The sequence below is a fragment of the Acidovorax sp. GW101-11A03 genome, from assembly GCF_059424825.1.
On sequence record NZ_JBWKZU010000011.1, the window covers coordinates 45654 to 63514 of the forward strand.

14 protein-coding genes are annotated in these 17861 nt (G+C 68.9%); 1 reads left to right on the forward strand and 13 read right to left on the reverse strand.

What is annotated here, in order from left to right; genetic code table 11:
• Positions 1-55: 55 nt before the first annotated feature.
• A complete protein-coding gene (locus AC07Z7_RS07160; protein WP_494765817.1) occupies positions 56-1126 on the reverse strand; it encodes an ABC transporter ATP-binding protein in 1071 nt (356 codons plus the stop codon).
• 270 nt (positions 1127-1396) lie between these two features.
• Between AC07Z7_RS07160 and AC07Z7_RS07165 the strand changes: the two genes are divergently transcribed.
• Positions 1397-2593 (forward strand): GGDEF domain-containing protein, encoded by a 1197-nt coding sequence (locus tag AC07Z7_RS07165; protein WP_494765818.1) that lies wholly within the window; start codon positions 1397-1399, stop codon positions 2591-2593.
• 13 nt (positions 2594-2606) lie between these two features.
• Here the strand turns inward: AC07Z7_RS07165 and cobT are convergent, their stop codons facing one another.
• The 12 genes from cobT to AC07Z7_RS07225 all read right to left on the reverse strand — a co-directional run bounded on the left by cobT (position 2607) and on the right by AC07Z7_RS07225 (position 17849).
• Positions 2607-3677 carry a nicotinate-nucleotide--dimethylbenzimidazole phosphoribosyltransferase gene (cobT, locus tag AC07Z7_RS07170; protein WP_494765819.1) on the reverse strand — a complete coding sequence of 357 codons (1071 nt, stop codon included), beginning with the start codon at positions 3675-3677 and terminating at the stop codon, positions 2607-2609.
• A 50-nt stretch (positions 3678-3727) separates the two neighbouring features.
• Positions 3728-5206, reverse strand: coding sequence for a cobyric acid synthase (locus AC07Z7_RS07175; RefSeq protein ID WP_494765842.1), 1479 nt, complete (start codon positions 5204-5206; stop codon positions 3728-3730).
• A gap of 35 nt (positions 5207-5241) precedes the next feature.
• The gene (locus tag AC07Z7_RS07180; protein WP_094287594.1) at positions 5242-5634 is read right to left on the reverse strand and encodes a DUF3037 domain-containing protein; all 393 of its coding nucleotides are present in this window, start codon (positions 5632-5634) and stop codon (positions 5242-5244) included.
• Positions 5621-6415 (reverse strand): HipA family kinase, encoded by a 795-nt coding sequence (locus tag AC07Z7_RS07185; RefSeq protein ID WP_494765820.1) that lies wholly within the window; start codon positions 6413-6415, stop codon positions 5621-5623. The genes AC07Z7_RS07180 and AC07Z7_RS07185 overlap by 14 nt, the downstream gene beginning before the upstream one ends.
• Entirely contained in the window at positions 6412-7512 is a 1101-nt protein-coding gene (locus tag AC07Z7_RS07190; protein WP_494765821.1) for an aminotransferase class I/II-fold pyridoxal phosphate-dependent enzyme, read from the reverse strand. Before AC07Z7_RS07190 ends, AC07Z7_RS07185 begins: the two co-directional genes overlap by 4 nt.
• Entirely contained in the window at positions 7509-8513 is a 1005-nt protein-coding gene (gene cbiB / locus AC07Z7_RS07195) for an adenosylcobinamide-phosphate synthase CbiB (RefSeq protein ID WP_494765822.1), read from the reverse strand. Before cbiB ends, AC07Z7_RS07190 begins: the two co-directional genes overlap by 4 nt.
• Positions 8501-10045 carry a PepSY domain-containing protein gene (locus AC07Z7_RS07200; protein ID WP_494765823.1) on the reverse strand — a complete coding sequence of 515 codons (1545 nt, stop codon included), beginning with the start codon at positions 10043-10045 and terminating at the stop codon, positions 8501-8503. The genes cbiB and AC07Z7_RS07200 overlap by 13 nt, the downstream gene beginning before the upstream one ends.
• Before the next feature lie 31 nt (positions 10046-10076).
• The gene (locus AC07Z7_RS07205; protein WP_494765824.1) at positions 10077-12194 is read right to left on the reverse strand and encodes a TonB-dependent receptor; all 2118 of its coding nucleotides are present in this window, start codon (positions 12192-12194) and stop codon (positions 10077-10079) included.
• 68 nt (positions 12195-12262) lie between these two features.
• Positions 12263-12832 carry a cob(I)yrinic acid a,c-diamide adenosyltransferase gene (cobO, locus tag AC07Z7_RS07210; RefSeq protein ID WP_252658962.1) on the reverse strand — a complete coding sequence of 190 codons (570 nt, stop codon included), beginning with the start codon at positions 12830-12832 and terminating at the stop codon, positions 12263-12265.
• 24 nt (positions 12833-12856) lie between these two features.
• The gene (cobN, locus tag AC07Z7_RS07215) at positions 12857-17032 is read right to left on the reverse strand and encodes a cobaltochelatase subunit CobN (protein ID WP_494765825.1); all 4176 of its coding nucleotides are present in this window, start codon (positions 17030-17032) and stop codon (positions 12857-12859) included.
• On the reverse strand, positions 17029-17385 hold the full coding sequence (locus AC07Z7_RS07220) for a DUF2149 domain-containing protein (RefSeq protein WP_494765826.1): 357 nt from the start codon (positions 17383-17385) through the stop codon (positions 17029-17031). Before AC07Z7_RS07220 ends, cobN begins: the two co-directional genes overlap by 4 nt.
• A complete protein-coding gene (locus AC07Z7_RS07225; RefSeq protein ID WP_252658959.1) occupies positions 17382-17849 on the reverse strand; it encodes a hypothetical protein in 468 nt (155 codons plus the stop codon). Before AC07Z7_RS07225 ends, AC07Z7_RS07220 begins: the two co-directional genes overlap by 4 nt.
• Positions 17850-17861 lie beyond the last annotated feature (12 nt).

Here is a 17861-nt window from a genome sequence, read left to right on the forward strand (position 1 = left end):
ACTCCTTGGGTTGCAGAAGGGACGGGTGAAAAAATAAAAAGACTTGGCGGCGCGGTCAGGCGGCTTGAGCCATTGCGGGAACGGGCACGGACAGCGGGTGCGCCTGATCGGGCGTCCAGTGCAGTTGCACGGCCTGCCCCACCTCGTAGGGCTGCGCAGCAAACGCGGCTTCAGGCACCATCACCGAATAGGCCGCCGTGGCGTTGGCCGACAGGGCCACGCCCTGCTTCTGCAGGCCGATCAGCACATAAGTGCCCTGGTACTCCACATCGGTGACCACCGCCTGCATACGCTGGGTGCCCCAGGGCAGTTCTGCGTTGAAGAGGGCAACCTGCAGATGGTCGGTGCGCACACCCACCTTGCCTTCGGGCGTGTCGATCACGTTGTGCCCCCCCATGAAGCGCGCCACGAATTCGCTGGCGGGCCGGTTGTAGACCTCGTGCGGGCTGCCCACCTGCTCGATCACGCCATGGTTCATCACCACCATGGTGTCGGCCAAGGCCATGGCTTCTTCCTGGCTGTGGGTCACATGGATGAAGGTCAGTCCCAGCTCCTTTTGCCAGCGGCGCAGCTCGGCGCGCATCTGGATGCGCAGGAAAGGGTCGAGGGCGGAGAGCGGCTCATCGAGCAGCAGCACGCGCGGCTGCGTGATCAGCGCACGCGCCAGCGCCACGCGCTGCTGCTGCCCGCCGGAGAGTTCTGCAGGCTTGCGTTCGGCCAGGTGGCCCAGGGCCACGCGCTCCAGCAGGTCGCGCGCCTTGGCCTGCCGTTCGGCCTTGGCCACGCCCTTCATCTTCAGACTAAAGGCCACGTTGTCCAGCGCCGAGAGGTGCGGAAACAGCGCGAAGCTCTGGAACATCATGGCCGTGCCGCGCGCGGCGGCGGGCAGGTCGGTGATGTTGCGGTTCTCCAGCAGGATGTCGCCGCTGGTCACCGACTCGTGCCCCGCAATCATGCGCAGCGTGGTGCTTTTGCCGCAGCCCGACGGGCCCAGCAGACAGCAGTAGCTGCCGCTGGCAATGCGCAGGTTGATGGCATCCACGGCGGGTTTGCCGCTGGCATAGCGCTTGGTGAGCGCAACAATTTCGATGGCGGCAGGAGCCTGCGCAGAAGTGGTGGCGTGCATGGGCCAGGGTGTACGCAAAGCCCATGCCAACTTTGTACACAATATTTTTAGTGCATTGCATACAAAATGCACCAACGCCGTGCGCGGCCGCCCCGGCGGGGCGCACGCCATGCACCATCCCCGGCCCACACCCGGGGCCTTCATGGTGCACAGGCGACTGGCGACGGGCCCTGGCCTCATAGACCAAGCCTCTGCAACGCGTGGCTATACTGGGCCCGGGCAGAAGAAACAATTGCTTACGCAGGCGCGCCACCCCACCACCCACGACGGATGACGAACCTCGACCCACGCTCCATGATTGCCATGGCGGGCTTCATGTCCGCCATCATGGCCGTCGTTCTGCTGTTCATGCGGCGCCACTACCCGCCCTCCATCCGGGGCGTGGGGGCCTGGGCTGTCGCCCCCCTGCTCTGGCTGGCGTCCACGGTGCTCTTCGGTGCGCGGGACTTCATTCCGGCCTGGCTGAGCCTGGTGCTTGCCAACCAGCTGCTCGTGCTGGGCAGCCTCGTCTATTACATGGGTACACGCCACTTCCTGGGCCAATCGTTTGACTGGCGCTTCTGGGGCTGGGTGATGGCGGGCAGCACCACCGTGTTTGTGGTGCTCACCTACTGGTTTCCCAACTACGGACTGCGGGTGGGCTTCTTCACGGTGCTGATGGGTTGCATCTACACGGCGCAGTTGCGCTTCATGCTGCGCCACGGCGAGCACAGCTTTCCGGTGCGGCTGGTGCAGGTGGTGCTGGCGTTGCACACGTTGATACTGGCCGTACGGCTGTTTTCCATCCTCATTGGAAAGGGTGGCTCCGACCTGATGGAGCCTTCCTTGTTCCAGACCCTCTACATCGGCGCCTACGTATTGATGGTGCTCATGCTTTCCATCGGCGCGGTGCTGATGGCCACCGACCGCCTGCGCACCGAACTGGAACACCTGGCCACGCACGACTCACTGACCAACACGCTGAACCGCCGCGCGCTGCTGGCGCACTGCGAGGAGGAACTGGAGCGCGCCCAGCGCTATGGCCACGGCCCGTCCATCATGATGGTGGACCTGGACAACTTCAAGGCCGTCAACGACACCCGAGGCCACCAGCATGGCGACGCGGTGCTGGTGCATTTTGCCGACTGCACGCGCCAGGTGCTGCGCCGCGCCGACCGGCTGGGGCGCTATGGGGGCGAGGAGTTTCTGGTGCTGCTGCCCGACAGCGATGCCGATGCCGCCATGGCGGTGGCACAACGCATCCACGCCACGCTGGCCACCGGCCATGCGCTGGATTGCCAGGTCAGCATCGGGCTGACCAGTTGGACCGGGGCCCACGACACGCTGGACGCCATGCTCTCACGCGCCGACGCGGCGTTGTACCGCGCCAAACACGAGGGGCGCAACCGGACCGTGGTGGCCTCGGAGCCCGTTCAAACACCACGCGCGGCGCAGGCAGGCTCCGCCCAAACGGTCGCCTGCGATTGAGCGCAAAGCCGTGTCAGGCCGTCTGGGTAGCCACCCCGGCCGACTCAAAGCTCGCCATTTCGGCCAGCACCGCGCAGGCCGACTGCAACAGCGGCCAGGCCAACGCGGCACCCGAGCCCTCTCCCAGTCGCAGGCCCAGGTCCAGCAACGGCTCGGCCTGCATCTGGGCCAGCATCAGGGAATGGCCCCGCTCGCCCGAGCGGTGGGCAAACACGCAGCGCTGCAACACGGCGGGCTGCACGCGGCTGGCCACCAGCACGGCAGCGCTGGTGATGAAACCGTCCACCACGATCACACGGCGCTCGGCCGCTGCCTGCAGCACCGCGCCCACCAGCGTCGCCACCTCGTAACCCCCCAGCGCAGCCAGGGCGGCCAGCGGCGTGGTGGCATCGGCATTGGTATCCAGCGCCTGTTGCAGCACGGCGCGTTTGCGCTCTATGCCTGCTGCGTCCAGGCCTGTGCCAGCGCCTGTCACCTCGGCCAGCGGCAGCCCAGCCAGCCGCGCCAGCAGCAGCGACGCCACCGAGGTGTTGCCAATGCCCATCTCTCCCAGCAGCAATGCATTGCCCGGCAGGCCACGCACCACGTCCATGCCGTTGGCGATGGCCTGGGCACACTGCTCCGCCGTCATGGCCGGGCCCACCGATGCATCGGCCGTGCCGGGCGCCACCTTGTGCACCAGCAGGCGCGGCGCACCGGGGGCTGTCTCGCGCTGCGCGATGGGGCGCGCCACGCCGCAGTCCACCACCGTGAGCTGCAGCCCGTGCTGGCGCGCCAGCACGCTCACCGCAGCGCCACCGGCCAGAAAGTTTTCCACCATCTGCCAGGTCACATCGCTCGGGAAGGCCGAGACCCCCTTGGCCGCCAGGCCATGGTCGCCCGCGCACACCAGCATCTGCGGCTGCAGCAGCGCGGGGGCCTCGGTGCCCAGCACCTGGCCGATGCGCAGGGCCAACGCCTCCAGCCGCCCCAGCGACCCCAACGGCTTGGTCTTGTTGTCGAGCAGGTGCTGCAGGCGGGCAGTCAATGGTGCGTCGGAGATGTCGGCAATGGCGGGGACAGTGAATGCGGCGAGGGATTGCATGGTGTGAGGAAAAGAAGCAGAAAGAACGAAATGGAACGAGGGACAGGCGGTCAGGCGGCCGCGTAATCTGGCGCGATCAGCGCCTGCAGCGCACCGGGTACAAAGCTGGCCTCGGCCATGCGGGCCAGGCCGTCGAACACGGCGTCGAGCGTGGGAACAGGGGATGCCCCCTCACGGCCGAACAGGGCCTGCAGCACAGCGGGGTCTTCGAGCAGGCCATGCAGATACACGCCCAGCACGTTGCCCGCCGGGTTTTGCCACGCGATACCCGGGATCACTTCACGCGACACATCCCCTTTGGCGGCCATGGCGGGGTGCTGGGCTGTCTGGCCGTGGTGGATTTCGTAGCCCGTGACGGGCACTCCGGCCAGCGCAGCCCAGGCGCCCAACACCGCGCCAAACCGGGCCTGTGTGCGTTGCACGGTTTTGGCGACCTCGAAGGTGGTGACCAGGGGCAGCAGGCCCAGGCCCGGCGCATTGCCATCGATGCCAGCGGTGTCGATCAGCGCCTCGCCCAGCATCTGCAGGCCACCACACACACCCAGCACCGTTCCGCCCTGCCCCGCGTGCTGGGCAATGGCCTGGTCCAGGCCCTGCGCGCGCAGCCAGGCCATGTCGGCGGCGGTGGCCTTGGAGCCGGGCAACACCACCCAATCGGAGGGCTTGAGGCCGCCCAGGTCCGCCGGACTGCGCGCCCACAGCAGGCGCACGCCAGGCACGTTCTTCAGGGGCTGGAACTCGTCGAGGTTGCTGATGCGCGGGTAAGCCACCACAGCCACCGTGGTGTGCACGGCACCCGCCACCAGCGTACGGTCATCGAACACGCCATCCTCTTCGGGCAGGCCGTGGCGCCACTGCATGGGAATGGTGGCCACGGTAGGCACGCCGGTCAGATCGTGCAGCATCTGCGGGGCGGGGGCCAGCAGGCTGGCATCGCCGCGAAACTTGTTGAGCACAAAGCCGTGGATCAGCGCCCGCTCATCTTGGGGCAGCAGCGCCCAGGTGCCGTACAGGTGCGCAAACGCGCCGCCCCGGTCGATGTCGGTCACCAGCAGGCAGCGCGCATCCGCGTGCCGGGCCACGCGCATGTTGACGATGTCGCTGGCGTGCAGGTTGATCTCAGCGGGGGAGCCCGCGCCTTCGATCACCACCACATCGTTTTCGGCACGCAGGGCATCCAGCGCAGCGGCAATCTGCGGCCACACTTTCTCGCTGCGGCCGCGCCAAGGCATGGCCGTCAGCTCCGCACTCACCTGCCCCATCAGCACCACCTGGCTGTGCGTGTCGGCCTCGGGCTTGAGCAGCAGGGGGTTCATACGCACCTCGGGCTCGGCGCGGGCCGCAAGGGCCTGAAAGTATTGGGCAGAACCGATCTCGCCGCTGCCCATCCCGCTGGCCACCACCCGCGCGTTGTTGCTCATGTTCTGCGCCTTGAACGGCGCCACCTTGAGGCCCTGGTTGCTGTAGTAACGGCACAGCGCGGTGGTAAGCCAGCTTTTGCCCGCCCCGCTGGTGGTGCCCAGCACCATCACACAGCGGGCTCGCTTGGAAGAGGTGGTGGAAGTCAAGGCAGAGGGCGGACCATGCGGTCCATGATGTGTTCAAGCGCCGCTGCCGCATCGGTGCAGCGGCCCGTGTGCACGGGGGATGTCTGGATGATGGCGCTGCGCTTGGCAGTGAGCCAGTGAAAGCGCTGGCGGTAAGGCAGGCGCGCAATCGGCCCGCAACCTGCGTCGCCCGCGCAGATGGCCACGATGGCGGCCAGGTGGCGCCGCACGGTGTCGATGTCGGCCTGCGGGTCCATGGCCAGCAGTCGAGCTTCGTCCAATGCCATGGCCGCCTGCAAAAAACCGGTGCGCTGGCACGACAGGATCACGCCCGCGTTGATGAACTCCTCGCGCTCCACACGCGGCACCACCCGCACGATGGCGTAGTCGTAGACCTCAGGCGCGTGCATCAACAGCCTCCTTCAATGCGTTCACCCACGCTGCACGCCCGGCCAGACGCGCGCAGAAGTAGTCCACGTAGGCCTGGCGGTGGCCTGCAGGCACCACCAGCGGGCCCTCGGTGTGCTCGGCCCCGGCCAGTGCCAGAAACTCATCGGGCACATCGCCAAGAACATGCGCAACCACCTCGGGCGTGAGGCGTGCGGCCAGCTCGGCATCCACCTGCGCCAACGCCGTGGCCCGGGCCAGCAGCACATGGTCCGCAATGGGCGCGAAGGGTTTGGCGGGCTGCGCCACAACACCATTCCACGCATGGTGAAACGTCAGCGCCGCACCATGGTCGATGAGCCAGGGCTGGCGATGCCACATGAGCAGGTTGGTGTTGCGCGCAGTACGGTCCACATTGCCCACCAATGCATCGAACCACACGAGGCGCGATGCAAAGTCATCCGACACCACATCCACCGCCGGGTCGAAGTTCAGCGCGCCCGAGAGGTAGTCCAGCCCCACGTTCAGGCCGCCGCTGGCGCGCACCAGGTCCTGTATCTCGGGGTCGGGCTCGGTCTGCGCCAGGGCGGGGTCGAGCTGGGCCAGCACGATCTCAGGCACGGGCAGGCCCAGCGCACGGGCGATGCCACCCGCAATCATTTCGGCCAGCAGGGCACGCACACCCTGCCCTGCGCCCCGGAACTTGAGCACGTAGGTGCCCAGGTCATCGCCCTCGACGATGGCGGGCATCGAGCCCCCCTCACGCAGCGGCGTGACATAGCGGTTGACAGTGATGGTTCTCACAAGGCTTCCTCTGAACCGGTTGAATGGCTGTCGGCGATGGTACGGCTGCTTTCGACGGCCCTCCAGGCCTGCCGCAACGCATCCTGCGCTGCGGGCGCCAGCACCCCCAGGCGCACGCTGCCCGGCAATCCAAACGAGGTGGTATCGCGCAGCTTGATGCCCGCCGCGCGCAAGGCCGCCAAATCATTCGGCAACGACATGCTGACAGGCTGCGCACAAAAGTAGTTGGCCAGGCTGCCCGCGTGCACGGCCCAGCCCAGGTCCAGGCACAGCGTCTGCTGGCGCGACTTCCACTCGTGCAGGGTGGAGAGGCTGTACACCAGCCACTGCTGCACCACAGGCAACACCCAAGCGTGCAGCAAGGCCACACCATGCGCGCCCACCGGCCACGATGGCGCCAGGGCCACGAGCGCGCGCACCAGTTCATCGCTGCCAGCGGGCGCAATGGCGTAAGCGGCACGCACACCGGTCAGCCCCAGGGCCTTGTTGGGGGTCCACAGCTGCCAGCAGGCCGATGGCAAATGCGCAGGCGGCGTGCCGGTCCACGCGCCCTCAGGCCCCAGGCGCAGGGGCACATAGGCGCAGTCGAGCACCCGCAGCACACCGGCTGCATCGTCACCACCACGCTCCACGCCCAGCTGCTGCCAGGCCCGCACCGCCGGGTCGGCCAGGCCCAGGGGGCTGGAAGGTTCACACGCCCACTGCAAGCCCGCTGCCGCGCCGCCACTTCGCACCAGGTCCAGCCCACGCACTTGTGCGGCCTGGGCATAGTCGCCATAGCTGTGCGCAGGCAGGGCCACCTGCACCACGCCCTGTTGCGCCGCCAGCGCGGTGATGCGGTGGATGAACTCGCTGGCGCTGGCTGCCAGCACGATGCGGGCGGGGACCACGCCGTGGAAGGCGGCCAGGCGCTCGCGCAAGGCGGTGTACGCCGGATCGGGATACCGCGTGGCATCGGCCGCCTGCACTGCCTCACGCGCTTCTATGCAGGGGCCGCAGGCATTGCTGTTGGTTGAAAAATCAAACAGCGGCACGCCCGCAGCATCAGGGCCGCCGTGAATGGAACCCCACACGGGCGTGATTTCGTGCATCGTCATGCGGACATCCACGCTGAGAAAACCATGGCCACCAGCAACTGGATGGCCGCCACCACCGGCACCAGGGCCAGCACCACCCGGGTGCCCACCCGCGCGGCGCGCCGTGTATCCAGCGGCCCCGCACTGCGCCCCTTGCCGTGCAGGGTGTACACCCCCGGCTTGGCCAGGCGCACGCCCAGCACCAGCGCCATGGCCGCCATGGGCCAGCCGCTGTTGGGCGATGGTGTCTTGCGCGCCTGGCGCGCCAGGGTGCGCAGCGGCAGGCCCTGGACCCCCAGCACCAGCAGCAGGGCTGTGATGCGCGCAGGCAGCCACGACAGCACATCGTCCGCCCGTGCAGCCCACTTGCCCGCCCACTGCCAGTAACGCCCGCCGCGCATGCCGGGGTAGCCCCACATGGCATCGGCCGTGTTGGCAAACCGGTACAGCGCCGCCCCCGGCAAGCCCAGCAGCGCGAACCAGAACAGCGGCGCCACCACCGAGTCGTTGAGGTTCTCGGCCAGCGACTCGATGGCGGACTCACGCACCTGCACAGCGCTCAGGCTGCTCACATCGCGGCTCACCAGTCGCGCAAGCTGCGCGCGGCCTGCGGGCAGCGACTGGCCCAGCGCCACCTCCACCGCCAGCACCTCGTCGTGCAGCATGCGCCAGGCCAGCAGGGGCTTGAGCAGCAATGCCAGCAATGCTGCCGCCAGAAGCCCATGCAGCATCAGCACCAGGTGCTGCGCCAGCCCAGAAACTATCAAAACAATAGCTACCAAGGCACACCAGACAAGCGCAGAGCGCCAAAAAACCTTGAAATCCCGGGCCACGGGGCTGGCGGGCGCCAGCCGGTCGCCCGACCACTGCAGCGCCTGGCCCATCCAGACCACGGGGTGCCAGGCCACAGGCGGCTCCCCCAGCCACCAGTCCACCGCCAAGGCCAGCAGCGGGCACCACAAGAGCACGTAGAACAGGGCCCCGCCCATGCCGGGGACCAACAAGGCGGTCAGGCTGTCCATGCGCCCTCCCCCATCGGCACGGTGGGTGCGGGCACCCGCCGCCGACGCGGCACCAGCACGCGCCAGGCCACCACGCACGAGGTCACGCACAGCGCCACACCCAACAACGACAGTCCCACGATCAGCCCCGTGCGCAATGCCGGGCGCGCCAGCAGCGGCGCAAAGTCCAGGCTGTGCAGGCCGTTGTAGAGCATCCGCTGCCAGGGCGTGGTGGCGTCGGCACGCATCACGATGCGGGCCGATGCGGCGTCGGCGTACACCGTCACATCGTCTCCGGCCCAGTGGGCGCGCCACACGGGCAGCGGGCGGTTGAAGGCGGTGGATGCATCATGGTGGCGCGCATAGTACAGCCCGTCGTACTGGGTGAGCCGCTCTATGGCCGGGGGTGGCGCGTCAGGGCGCAGGCCCTGCAGCGCCGCCAGCACCGTGGCGTCAGGCACGGCATGGGCCACGGCAGCCACCGGCCCATCGGCGCGCACCAGGCGCTGCACCGCGCCCTGGCCGCGCACGCGGTACCAGGTCTGGCCCGCAATGCGCAAGGTGTCCAACTCCAGCGGCACCAGGCCCTCGGCCGCCGCCAGCGCCACGGCCTCGGCCGGGCCGCGCGTGGTGCGTGGGGCCTCACCCGCCCATTGCGTGCGTGACTGCGCATCCACCACCCGGCTGGTGAACACACCCCACGGGTTCATCGACATCAGACCCGAGAACATCCATGTGAGCGTGAACACCGCAGCCACCAGGCCCAGGATATGGTGCCAGCGGATCCAGAACTTGCGGTAAGGGATCCAGCGCTGCCGGTTCAGGAACAGCTGCCAGACGCCCAGCACAACGCCCGAGGCAGCAAGCAGCACGCCCGGAACGGAGAGCCACACCACAACGTGGTGCCAGGCCTGGGGAAACTGCCGCAGCACCGTGGGATAGATCCAGTGCGGCACGGCGCCCAGCCAGTTCCAGAAGCGTTCAGCGCGGCGCGTGTCACGCACCACCTCGGCCGCGCCGGGCGACACGTACAGCTCCAGCCCATCGTCGCCATCCAGAAGCACCTTGACCAGGGGGCGGTGCACATCCAGACCCTGGGGCACCGTCCACTGGTCGCGCTCCACCCATTCGGTGCCCGTGGCACGGCGCCCGCTGAAGGCTTCCGCCACGGTGGCGGCCTGGGTGTCGCTGAGGGGCGGCAGCAACGCGCCCGTGCGCGCATCCACCGTGTGCCAACGCGGACGCGGTGGGGTATCGACACTGGCACTGTCTGCGGCGGTGGCCAACATGCGCCACACCGGGGTGTCGCCCAGCATGCCCAGCCGCGCTTCGCTGCCGCCCGGGCGCAGCCCCGCCCGCCTGGCGGCCTCGGGCGCCCCCAGGCAACAGTCGGCAGGCAGTTGCAATGGCGGCAAGGCCGCCAGCCGCTCGGCCTGCGTGAGGCTGGGGAAGGGCACAAAGTACAGCACGACCCCGCTCACAAACCACATGAGGAAGAACAGCGCCAGCACCACGCCCAGCCACTTGTGCACAAAGATGACGAGCTTCTTCACCACGGGTGGGTCCTCATGCCTTGCGCCGGGCTCAGAACATGGCGCGGGCCGTGAGCTGCACGGTGCGCGGCGCGCCCAGCAGCCAGCGTGTATTGGCCGTGCCGGCCAGCGCATAGTCGCGGTCGGCCAGGTTCTTCACCGCCAGGCCGAGCTTGAGGTTGCGCGAGTAGTCGTAGGCCAGCGATGCATCCAGCACCACATACGAAGGCAGCTTGGTGGTGTTGGCCGTGTTGCCCTGGCGCTCGCCCACGTAGCGGGCGCCAAAGCCAGCCTGCCACTGCGGCAGGAAGCGCCAGGCCGTCCAGATGCTGACGGTGCGTTCGGGCACACCGGTGGGCGTGTTGCCGTCGCGCGACACCAGGGCGCCAGACACCAGCTCCTTGAAGCTGTCATACCGCGCGCGCAGGAAGGCGGCGTTGGCATCGACGGTCCAGCCCCGCACAGGCTCGGCGGCAAACGCCAGCTCGATGCCGGTGGAGGACTGCTGGCCAACCTGCTGCGTGAGGGTGGGGTTGCTCGCGTCGCGCGAGAGCAGGTTGCGCTTTTCGATCTGGTACAGCGCCACCGTCCACTCGCCGCGCACGGCAGGCACGGCGCCCTTGGCGCCGATTTCCACCTGACGGCCCTTGGTCAAGTCCAGGGTGTTACCACCGCCGGGCAGCGACAGCGCACCGCTGAGCGGATCGGTGCCAGTGCCCAGCTGGCCGTACAGCGACAACGCATCGCTGGGCGACCACACTGCGCCCAGGCGGCCGGTGACGGGTGAATACTTCTTGATCAGGTTCACGCCGGTGCGCAGGTCGGTGTTGTCCAGCTCCATGCGGTCGCTGCGCAGGCCCGCCACCAGCTTCCACTCCGGCGTGAGGTCGAGGGCGTTCTCCGCGAACAGGGCCGTGGTCTGCAGCCTGGAGCGCCGACCCGGCAGGGTGGGCACCGGGCTGATGAAGTTGCCCGGCGCGAAGTTGAAGGGGTCCACCGTGCTCGCGCCGCCATAGGGCGAGTTGTTGGTGTGCACCAGCTCTGTGCGGTACCAGTCCAGGCCCACGATGAAGCGGTTCTTCATGCCGCCCAGGTGGCCATCGAAGGTGGCGTCAAAGCGGTTCCCCGTCTGCTCCTGGTCGTGCAGGATTTCCAGGTAGTCGCTGCGGTTCACGCCCGTGCCGGCGGCGTTGAAGCTGTAGGCCTCGGCATTGCGCCAGTGGCGGTCGGTGGTGAGGTGGTAGGTTTCGTTGCGCAGACGGACGTTGGCGGCGGCCTGGTAGTCCACCTTGGCGCGCCAGACGCGGTCGTCGTACTTGACCACCGAGTCGGCCACGTTGAAATTGGTGCGGCGCAGACGCTCGTCGAGTGCACCATTGCGCAGCGGCGTGCCGAAGTAGCGCGCATCGTCGTTCACGCCGCCATCCAGCGAGAAGGTGATGTTCAGGTCGCGGCTCGCGCGCACGGCCAGCGCCAGCGCATAGTTGTGGCGCTGCGTGTCCATCAGCGCGCGGTAGCCGTCGCTCTTTTCCGCATCGAGGTAGACCGAGTAGGCCAGCACATCGTTGATGGGGCCGCGCAGGCCCACGCCGCCCTGCACCGTGCCGAAGGAGCCCGCGCTCAAAAACGCCTCGCGCTGCGGGGCACCAAAGATCGGGCGCTTGGTCACGTAGTTGACCGCCGCGCCGATGGCACCGTCGCCATAGAGCACCGAGGCCGGACCGCGCAGCACCTCGACCGACTCCATGGGCCAAGTCGAGAACGGGTAGGTGATGGTGCCCGAGGCGACAACCAGGCGCGTACCGTCCACCATCTGCGCCACCGAGTTGTGGCCCGCAAAGCCGCGCGCCACCAGGCTGGTGCCGCCGTTGCCGGGGGCCGGTGCCTCGGTCATGCCGGGCATGCGCACGGCCACGTCCTGCGCGCGCGTCAGGCTGCGCTCGGCCATGTCGGCTGCGCCCAGGCTGCTAACGCTGGCCGGGGTTTCACGCGCGGTGAGACCCAGGCGCGAGCCGGTGGCGCTGGGCGCGTCGAGCGACAGCGTGCTGCCAGGTGCAGATGGCGTGTCGGTCACCTGAACAGCGGGCAACTCGGCAATGGCTTGGGCGACAGCGGTCTGCGTGGTGCAGGCGAGCACGGCCAGCGACAGGGGGGTGAGGTGTTTGCGCATGAAAAGAGCGAAGAAAGACGAAAACGGAACCTTGGCCCGCCAGGGGCCAATGAGAGAAAACAGAGGCTTCAGTCCTCGATGCCGCGTTGCGCGGGAATGCCCGCCTTGAACGCGTGTTTGACAAGCTGCATCTCGGTCACGGTGTCGGCCAGCTCAATGATCTCGGGCGGGCAGCGGCGGCCGGTGAGGCATACATGCACGTCCCTGGGCCGCTCGCGCAGCGTCTGCAGCACGCCGTCGAGTGGCAGCCAGCCGTAGATCAGCGGGTAGGTGATCTCGTCCAGCACCACCAGAAAATGCTCGCCCGACAGGATGGCGGCACGCGCCTTCTCCCAGCCGTCGCGCGCAAGCTGGGCCGAGTGCTCCAGGTCCTTGCTCTTCCAACTGAAGCCATCGCCCAGGCCCTCGATGGGCAGGCCGATCTGCTCGAACATGCGGTGTTCGCCAAAGCGCGCCGTGGGCACTTTCATGAACTGGTAGATCTTCACGGCCTTGCCCCGGCCGTGGGCGCGCAGCGCCAGGCCAAAAGCCGCCGTGCTTTTGCCCTTGCCGTCGCCGGTGTTGACGATGACGATGCCCCGGCGCTCGCCCTCGGGCTTTTCGTAGCGCTTTTCGGTGGGTGGGGTTTCGATCTGCATGGTGTGTGCTTTCAAGAAGAGGGGTCACGCGCGGGCCAGGCCGGGCAAGACTGAGAGTGAGAAAGGGCGGCGCGCCTGCCATGCAGCACCTGCCAGCACCACCAGTGCCATGACCAGCAGGGTCACGATGCTGGCCATGCGCTCCACGGGGTTGGGCTCTTGGGCGGAGTCGGGGGCTTCGCGCTCGGGCTGGCGCTCCAGCAGCACGCCCATGGCGGGCACGGCGGGCGCAACAGGCGGGGCCTCAGCCTGGGGCGGCGGTGCAGGCAGGTCGGCGGCTGGCGGTGCAGGTAGCGGCAGTGCGGGCGACTGCGGCGTGGCCACGGCCAAGCCCACGGGTGCGGCGTCCGCCGCCGGGTTGCCCTGCGCGGCCTGCTCCACCCAGCGGCGCACGCTGGGCAGCTCGGCCGCCAGCGGCGCGGCGCGTGTGAGCTCCTGGTACATCTGCGCGAGCTGTTTTTGCGTGCCGGCATCGGCCTGCCAGTAGCCCTGGCGCTGGGCCTGCACCAGGCGCTCCAGCGACTGGGCATAGGCCTGCGGATGCTCTTTGAGCCACTCGGGCAGGCCCAGCTGGTGCTTGTCGCGCACCAGCACGTCATAAAAGCTTTGCCAATGGTCGCTGCGCACGGTGTCGGGCGCCACGGCCTGCCAGCCCCAGGCGAACTGCACGGCCTTGAGCACCTGCAGCGTGCCCGCGTAGCCCTCGGCCTTCTGCGCCTGCAGCCAGCCCGGGTGCAGGTAGCGCGACTGCATCTCGAGCGCAATGGCGCGCTGCGCGGTCTCGGTGGTGGGCTCGCCCACATCCTGCAGCTGGGCCACATGCAGCTCCAGCCCTTGCGGGCGCCCGGCCACGCGCGCCGCCGCTGACAGGCCGCCCAGGTACTGGAACGGGTCGTCCGAACTGACCATGGCATACAGGTGCGAGCTGCGCGACAGGATGGCGGCATCGGTGCGGCGCAGGTGGGCACCCAATGCCTTCGCCGCCGTACCACCCGCCATGCCCGTCACGGGTTCGCCGTCCAGGTAGGGCTGGCTCATGCGCTCAAGGAACATCTGGCCCAGGCGCGCATCGTTGGTTTGCAGGCCATCGCTCTGCACCGCGTCCGACAGGCCGGTGCCATAGTCGCCCACCGCGTTGCCGAATGCCCGCACGCGCGCCAGCTGCTCGGCCTGCGCGCGCGGCACGCCCTGCTTGCGCAGCTCCTGGCCAATCTGCGCGGTGTTTCGTGCGATCACATTGCCGGGCTCGGCCGTGGCGGCCTGGGCCACGGCGCGGTCGAGCAAGGCCATCAGCGCGGGGAACTGGTCACGGTACGAGCCGGTGATGCTCATGAGCACATCGACGCGCGGGCGCTTGAGCTCGTCGGCGGCAATGGTCTCCACGCGCACCGGGCGGCCCGCGTCGTCCCACACCGGGCGCATGCCCAGCGCCACCAGCGCCTGCGCTTCCATGATGCCCTGGTGGCGCAATGTTTCACCCGCCCACAGCGACAGCGCCATGCGCTCTGGCGCCCGGCCGCCATGGCGCGCCTGATAGTCCTTGAACCAGTCGTTGAACAGCGTCTGCGCCACGGCATAGGCCTGGCGCGTGGGCAGGCGGCTCGGGTCCAGCCCTGTGAGGTTGCGGCCGGTGGGCAGGCTGTCGGGGTTGCGGATGGGGTCGCCGCCGTAGGCTGCAGGCAGGTAGCGCCCTTCCAGCGCAGCCAGCAGGCCGGGCAGCTCGCCCTCGGTGGCCAGCAGGCGTTCCAGCTCCTGCGCGCGTTGGGCAAGCTGCAGCAACGCGGGCGTGTCGATGGGCTGGCGCGCGGCGCGGTTGGGCACATGGTCTTCGGCGCGCACCAGGCCGTCCTGTGCTGGCGGCGCATCAGGCAGCGCGGGGCGCAGGTCCAGCCTGCTTGCGGCCTCGGCGTCCTTCAAGGCCACCTCCAGCCAGCGCGCGGGGCGCGCGGCCAGCACGGCGTCGTGCTTGATGAGGAAGGCTTCGTCGATGTCCTCGCCCAGCGCCTCGATCAGCGGCTTGCGCAGCGCCTGCAGGATGGTCTCGCGCCGCTGCTCGGGCGCGGGCACGCGGCCGAACACGGCCAGGCCCTTGGGCTGCGAGCTCTGCGCGAGCTGGTCCAGGTAAGGGTGCAATATTTCGAGGAAGCCACTGAAGTCGGCCGCGATGCGCTCGGCGCTCCAGCCCAGGTCGCGGTGCAGCTGGTGCTCCACAAACTGCGTCACCAGTTGCTTCTCGAGCGCGCGGCGCGTGGGGCCTTCGTCCACGGTTTCCCACTCGTGCATCACCTCGTGCATGTGGGCCATGCGCGCCTCGAAGCCTGCCGGGGCGAACACCGGCGTGCGGTGGCTCACCAGCACGGCGCGGCCCCGGCGCTTGGCCGTGAGGGCCTCACCCAGGTTGTCCACGATGTAGGGGTAGACCACGGGCAGGTCACCCAAGGGCAGCAGCGCGTCGTCGTGCACATCGAGCGCACGCGCCTTGCCGCCCGCCCATTCCTGCGTGCCATGGGTGCCGAAGTGGATGAGCGCATCGGCCTCCAGCTGCGCCCACAGGTACACGGCCAGGTAGTGGTGCGACAGCGGCGCCTTGCTCTTGTGCATGAACGGGTTCTGGCCCAGGCGCAGTGTTTCTTCGCGCGGGGGCTGGGGCAGCACTGAAAGATGACCCACCTGCAGGCGCGGGATGGCGAACACCTTTTCGCCCTGCCACTCGACCACGTAGCGGCTCTTTTCGGGAGTGCCCCAGTGCGCGTTCATGCGTTCGCGCACGGCCTTGGGCAAGGTGGCCAGATGCTGCTCGTAGCGCGCCAGCGGCAGCGCGGCGGCCTGGCCGCTTTGCAGCAGCGCGCGCACATCGGCGCCGGGGTAGTAGGCGGCCAGCAGCGGCTTGAGCCCATCGATCCAGCCCTGCTCGGGCACCTGCTGCGTGCGGTAGCCTGCCTGCGCCAGCCCGCCAGAGACCTGCTCCAGGCTGCGCGGCACGTTGAGGAACGAGGCACCGAAATTGGTGCCACCCGGCGGGTAGTTGTAGACCATGGCGACGAGGCGCTTGTCGGCGGCGGGCTTCGTCTGCAGTGCTATCAGGCGCCGCGCCTTGGCGGCCACGGCCTGGGCCTGGCGGTCGATGAGGCGAAAGTCCTTGCCCTCGGCGCCGTGGGCGGCGACCAGGATGGGGTCGATGGCGCCCGCCGCTTCAGGCTGCGCCAGGTAAAACGGCACATCGGACAGCGAAAGGCCCGTGTCGCTGGCCTCCCACGCAGCGGCATCGCCTGCGCGGTAGGGCTGCGTGCCCAGCAGCGGCACGCCCCAGCGCGCCAGCAGCGGCTGCAGTGCGGCGGCCTGGGGCACCAGCTGGTGCAGCACCAGCGCGGAGGCATGCAGGCGGCCGGGGCCAGTGCCTCGTTCAGCGGGCAGCTCCAGAACCTCGGCCAGGGTCTGCGCCGTGACCTGCTGGCCAAAGGCGGCATAGGCGAACAGGCCTTGCTGGCGGAAGGTGCGCAACCAGGCGTCGAGCCACTCCGTGCTGCCGTCGATGAAGTGGTGGCGGTGCACCAGCACGGCCACGGCGGGCAGGCTGCGCAGCGCGGGCTGGCCCTGACGCCAAGCCTCCAGCGCGGCGGCGTTGGGCAGCAGGCGGGGTGCGTCGGGGTGGTAGATGCCCCGGGGGGGCAGGATGTCGGGTGCCGACAGGGTGGGCATCGCCGCCCCTGCGACGGTGGCGCGCGCCAGGGCAATGGCGTTCTTGAGATTGCGCGGGCCGCCCGCCTGCAGATAGGCCACCATGCGGGCCGGAGCGTCCAGCGCAGACAGGTCCACGGCGGGCGTGCCCGCAGGCACCCAGACCACGCGGCCCGGAGCGCGTGCGGCACGGGCATCGAGCTGCGTGCCCACCATGCGGCGCAAGCGCGCCTCCACGCTGGCATGGGGTGCATCCACCCACACCATGGCGGCGCTTGCCAGTGCACGCTCCAGCTTCTGGGTCTGGGCAGCGTCCAGCACCGCCGGGCCACCCAGTGGGTAGTCGATGTGCACAAAGCCCAGGCCCGTCTCGCCAGCCAGGCGTTGCACCATGGCCGTGCGCGGGGCGGTGGTGATGTCAGAGGTGAGCCAGAGCAGCACGGGCGCAGACTGCGCAGCGTGCACCAACGGCGCAGCCAGCAGCAAGCACCACAGTGCCGCGCGCAGGATCAATGCTTTCATGGCTTGGCGGGGTCTGCCGCGCCCGCAGGCGCCGCGCCGGTTTCGGGGATGTAGACGATGTTGCCGTCTTCCAGCTTGTAGGCCACGCCAGCGCGCACGCCCTGCCCTTGCGCCGCGCTGCCCGCGCCCTTGAAGCGCACTTCCTTGCCCTGCTCGCGCACCACCACTTCCATGTCGGGCTGGCCCGGGTTGCGGATGATGGTGACGCTCTCGTTGGCGCTGGTCTGGCTTTGCACGGCCACGGCCGTGAGCAGTGCCACCACCAGCACCAGGAACACGTCCACCAGATTCACGGCGGACAGCATCGGGTCGTCGTCGTCCTCAGCCAGGACGCTCAAGTGCTTCAGCGTCATTGCGCCACCCCGCGCTCCTTGCGCACCACCAGCAGCTCGGCCAGCAGCCAGCGGCGGCGCACCGAGTACACCACCAGGCCCACCGACGCAGCCGCCAGCGCCAGCACCACACCCGCAAAGGCGCCGCTGAACACCGCCAGCGCCTGCTGGCCGTTGCCCGCCGCCACGCTCTGCAGCGCGGGGCCGAGCGGGATCATCGTGGCGATCAGCCCCAGCATGGGCGACAGGCGGCTGAGCAGGCGCACGGGCTCCACCTGGCGCACCAGCTGCAGCTCCAGCTCTTCCATCGACAGGCCCGGCGCCACGCGCAGCGAGCGGTACTGCGGCTGGCGCCAGCGCTGCCAAGCCTCCATCAGTGTGGCGCCACCCGCCCACAGTGCGTAGACAAACGCCAGCCCCACCAGCACCAGCACCGGCCACAGCAGCGACTGTGCGACCTGCGCAAAACCCGATTCAATGTTCATGCTTTCACTCCC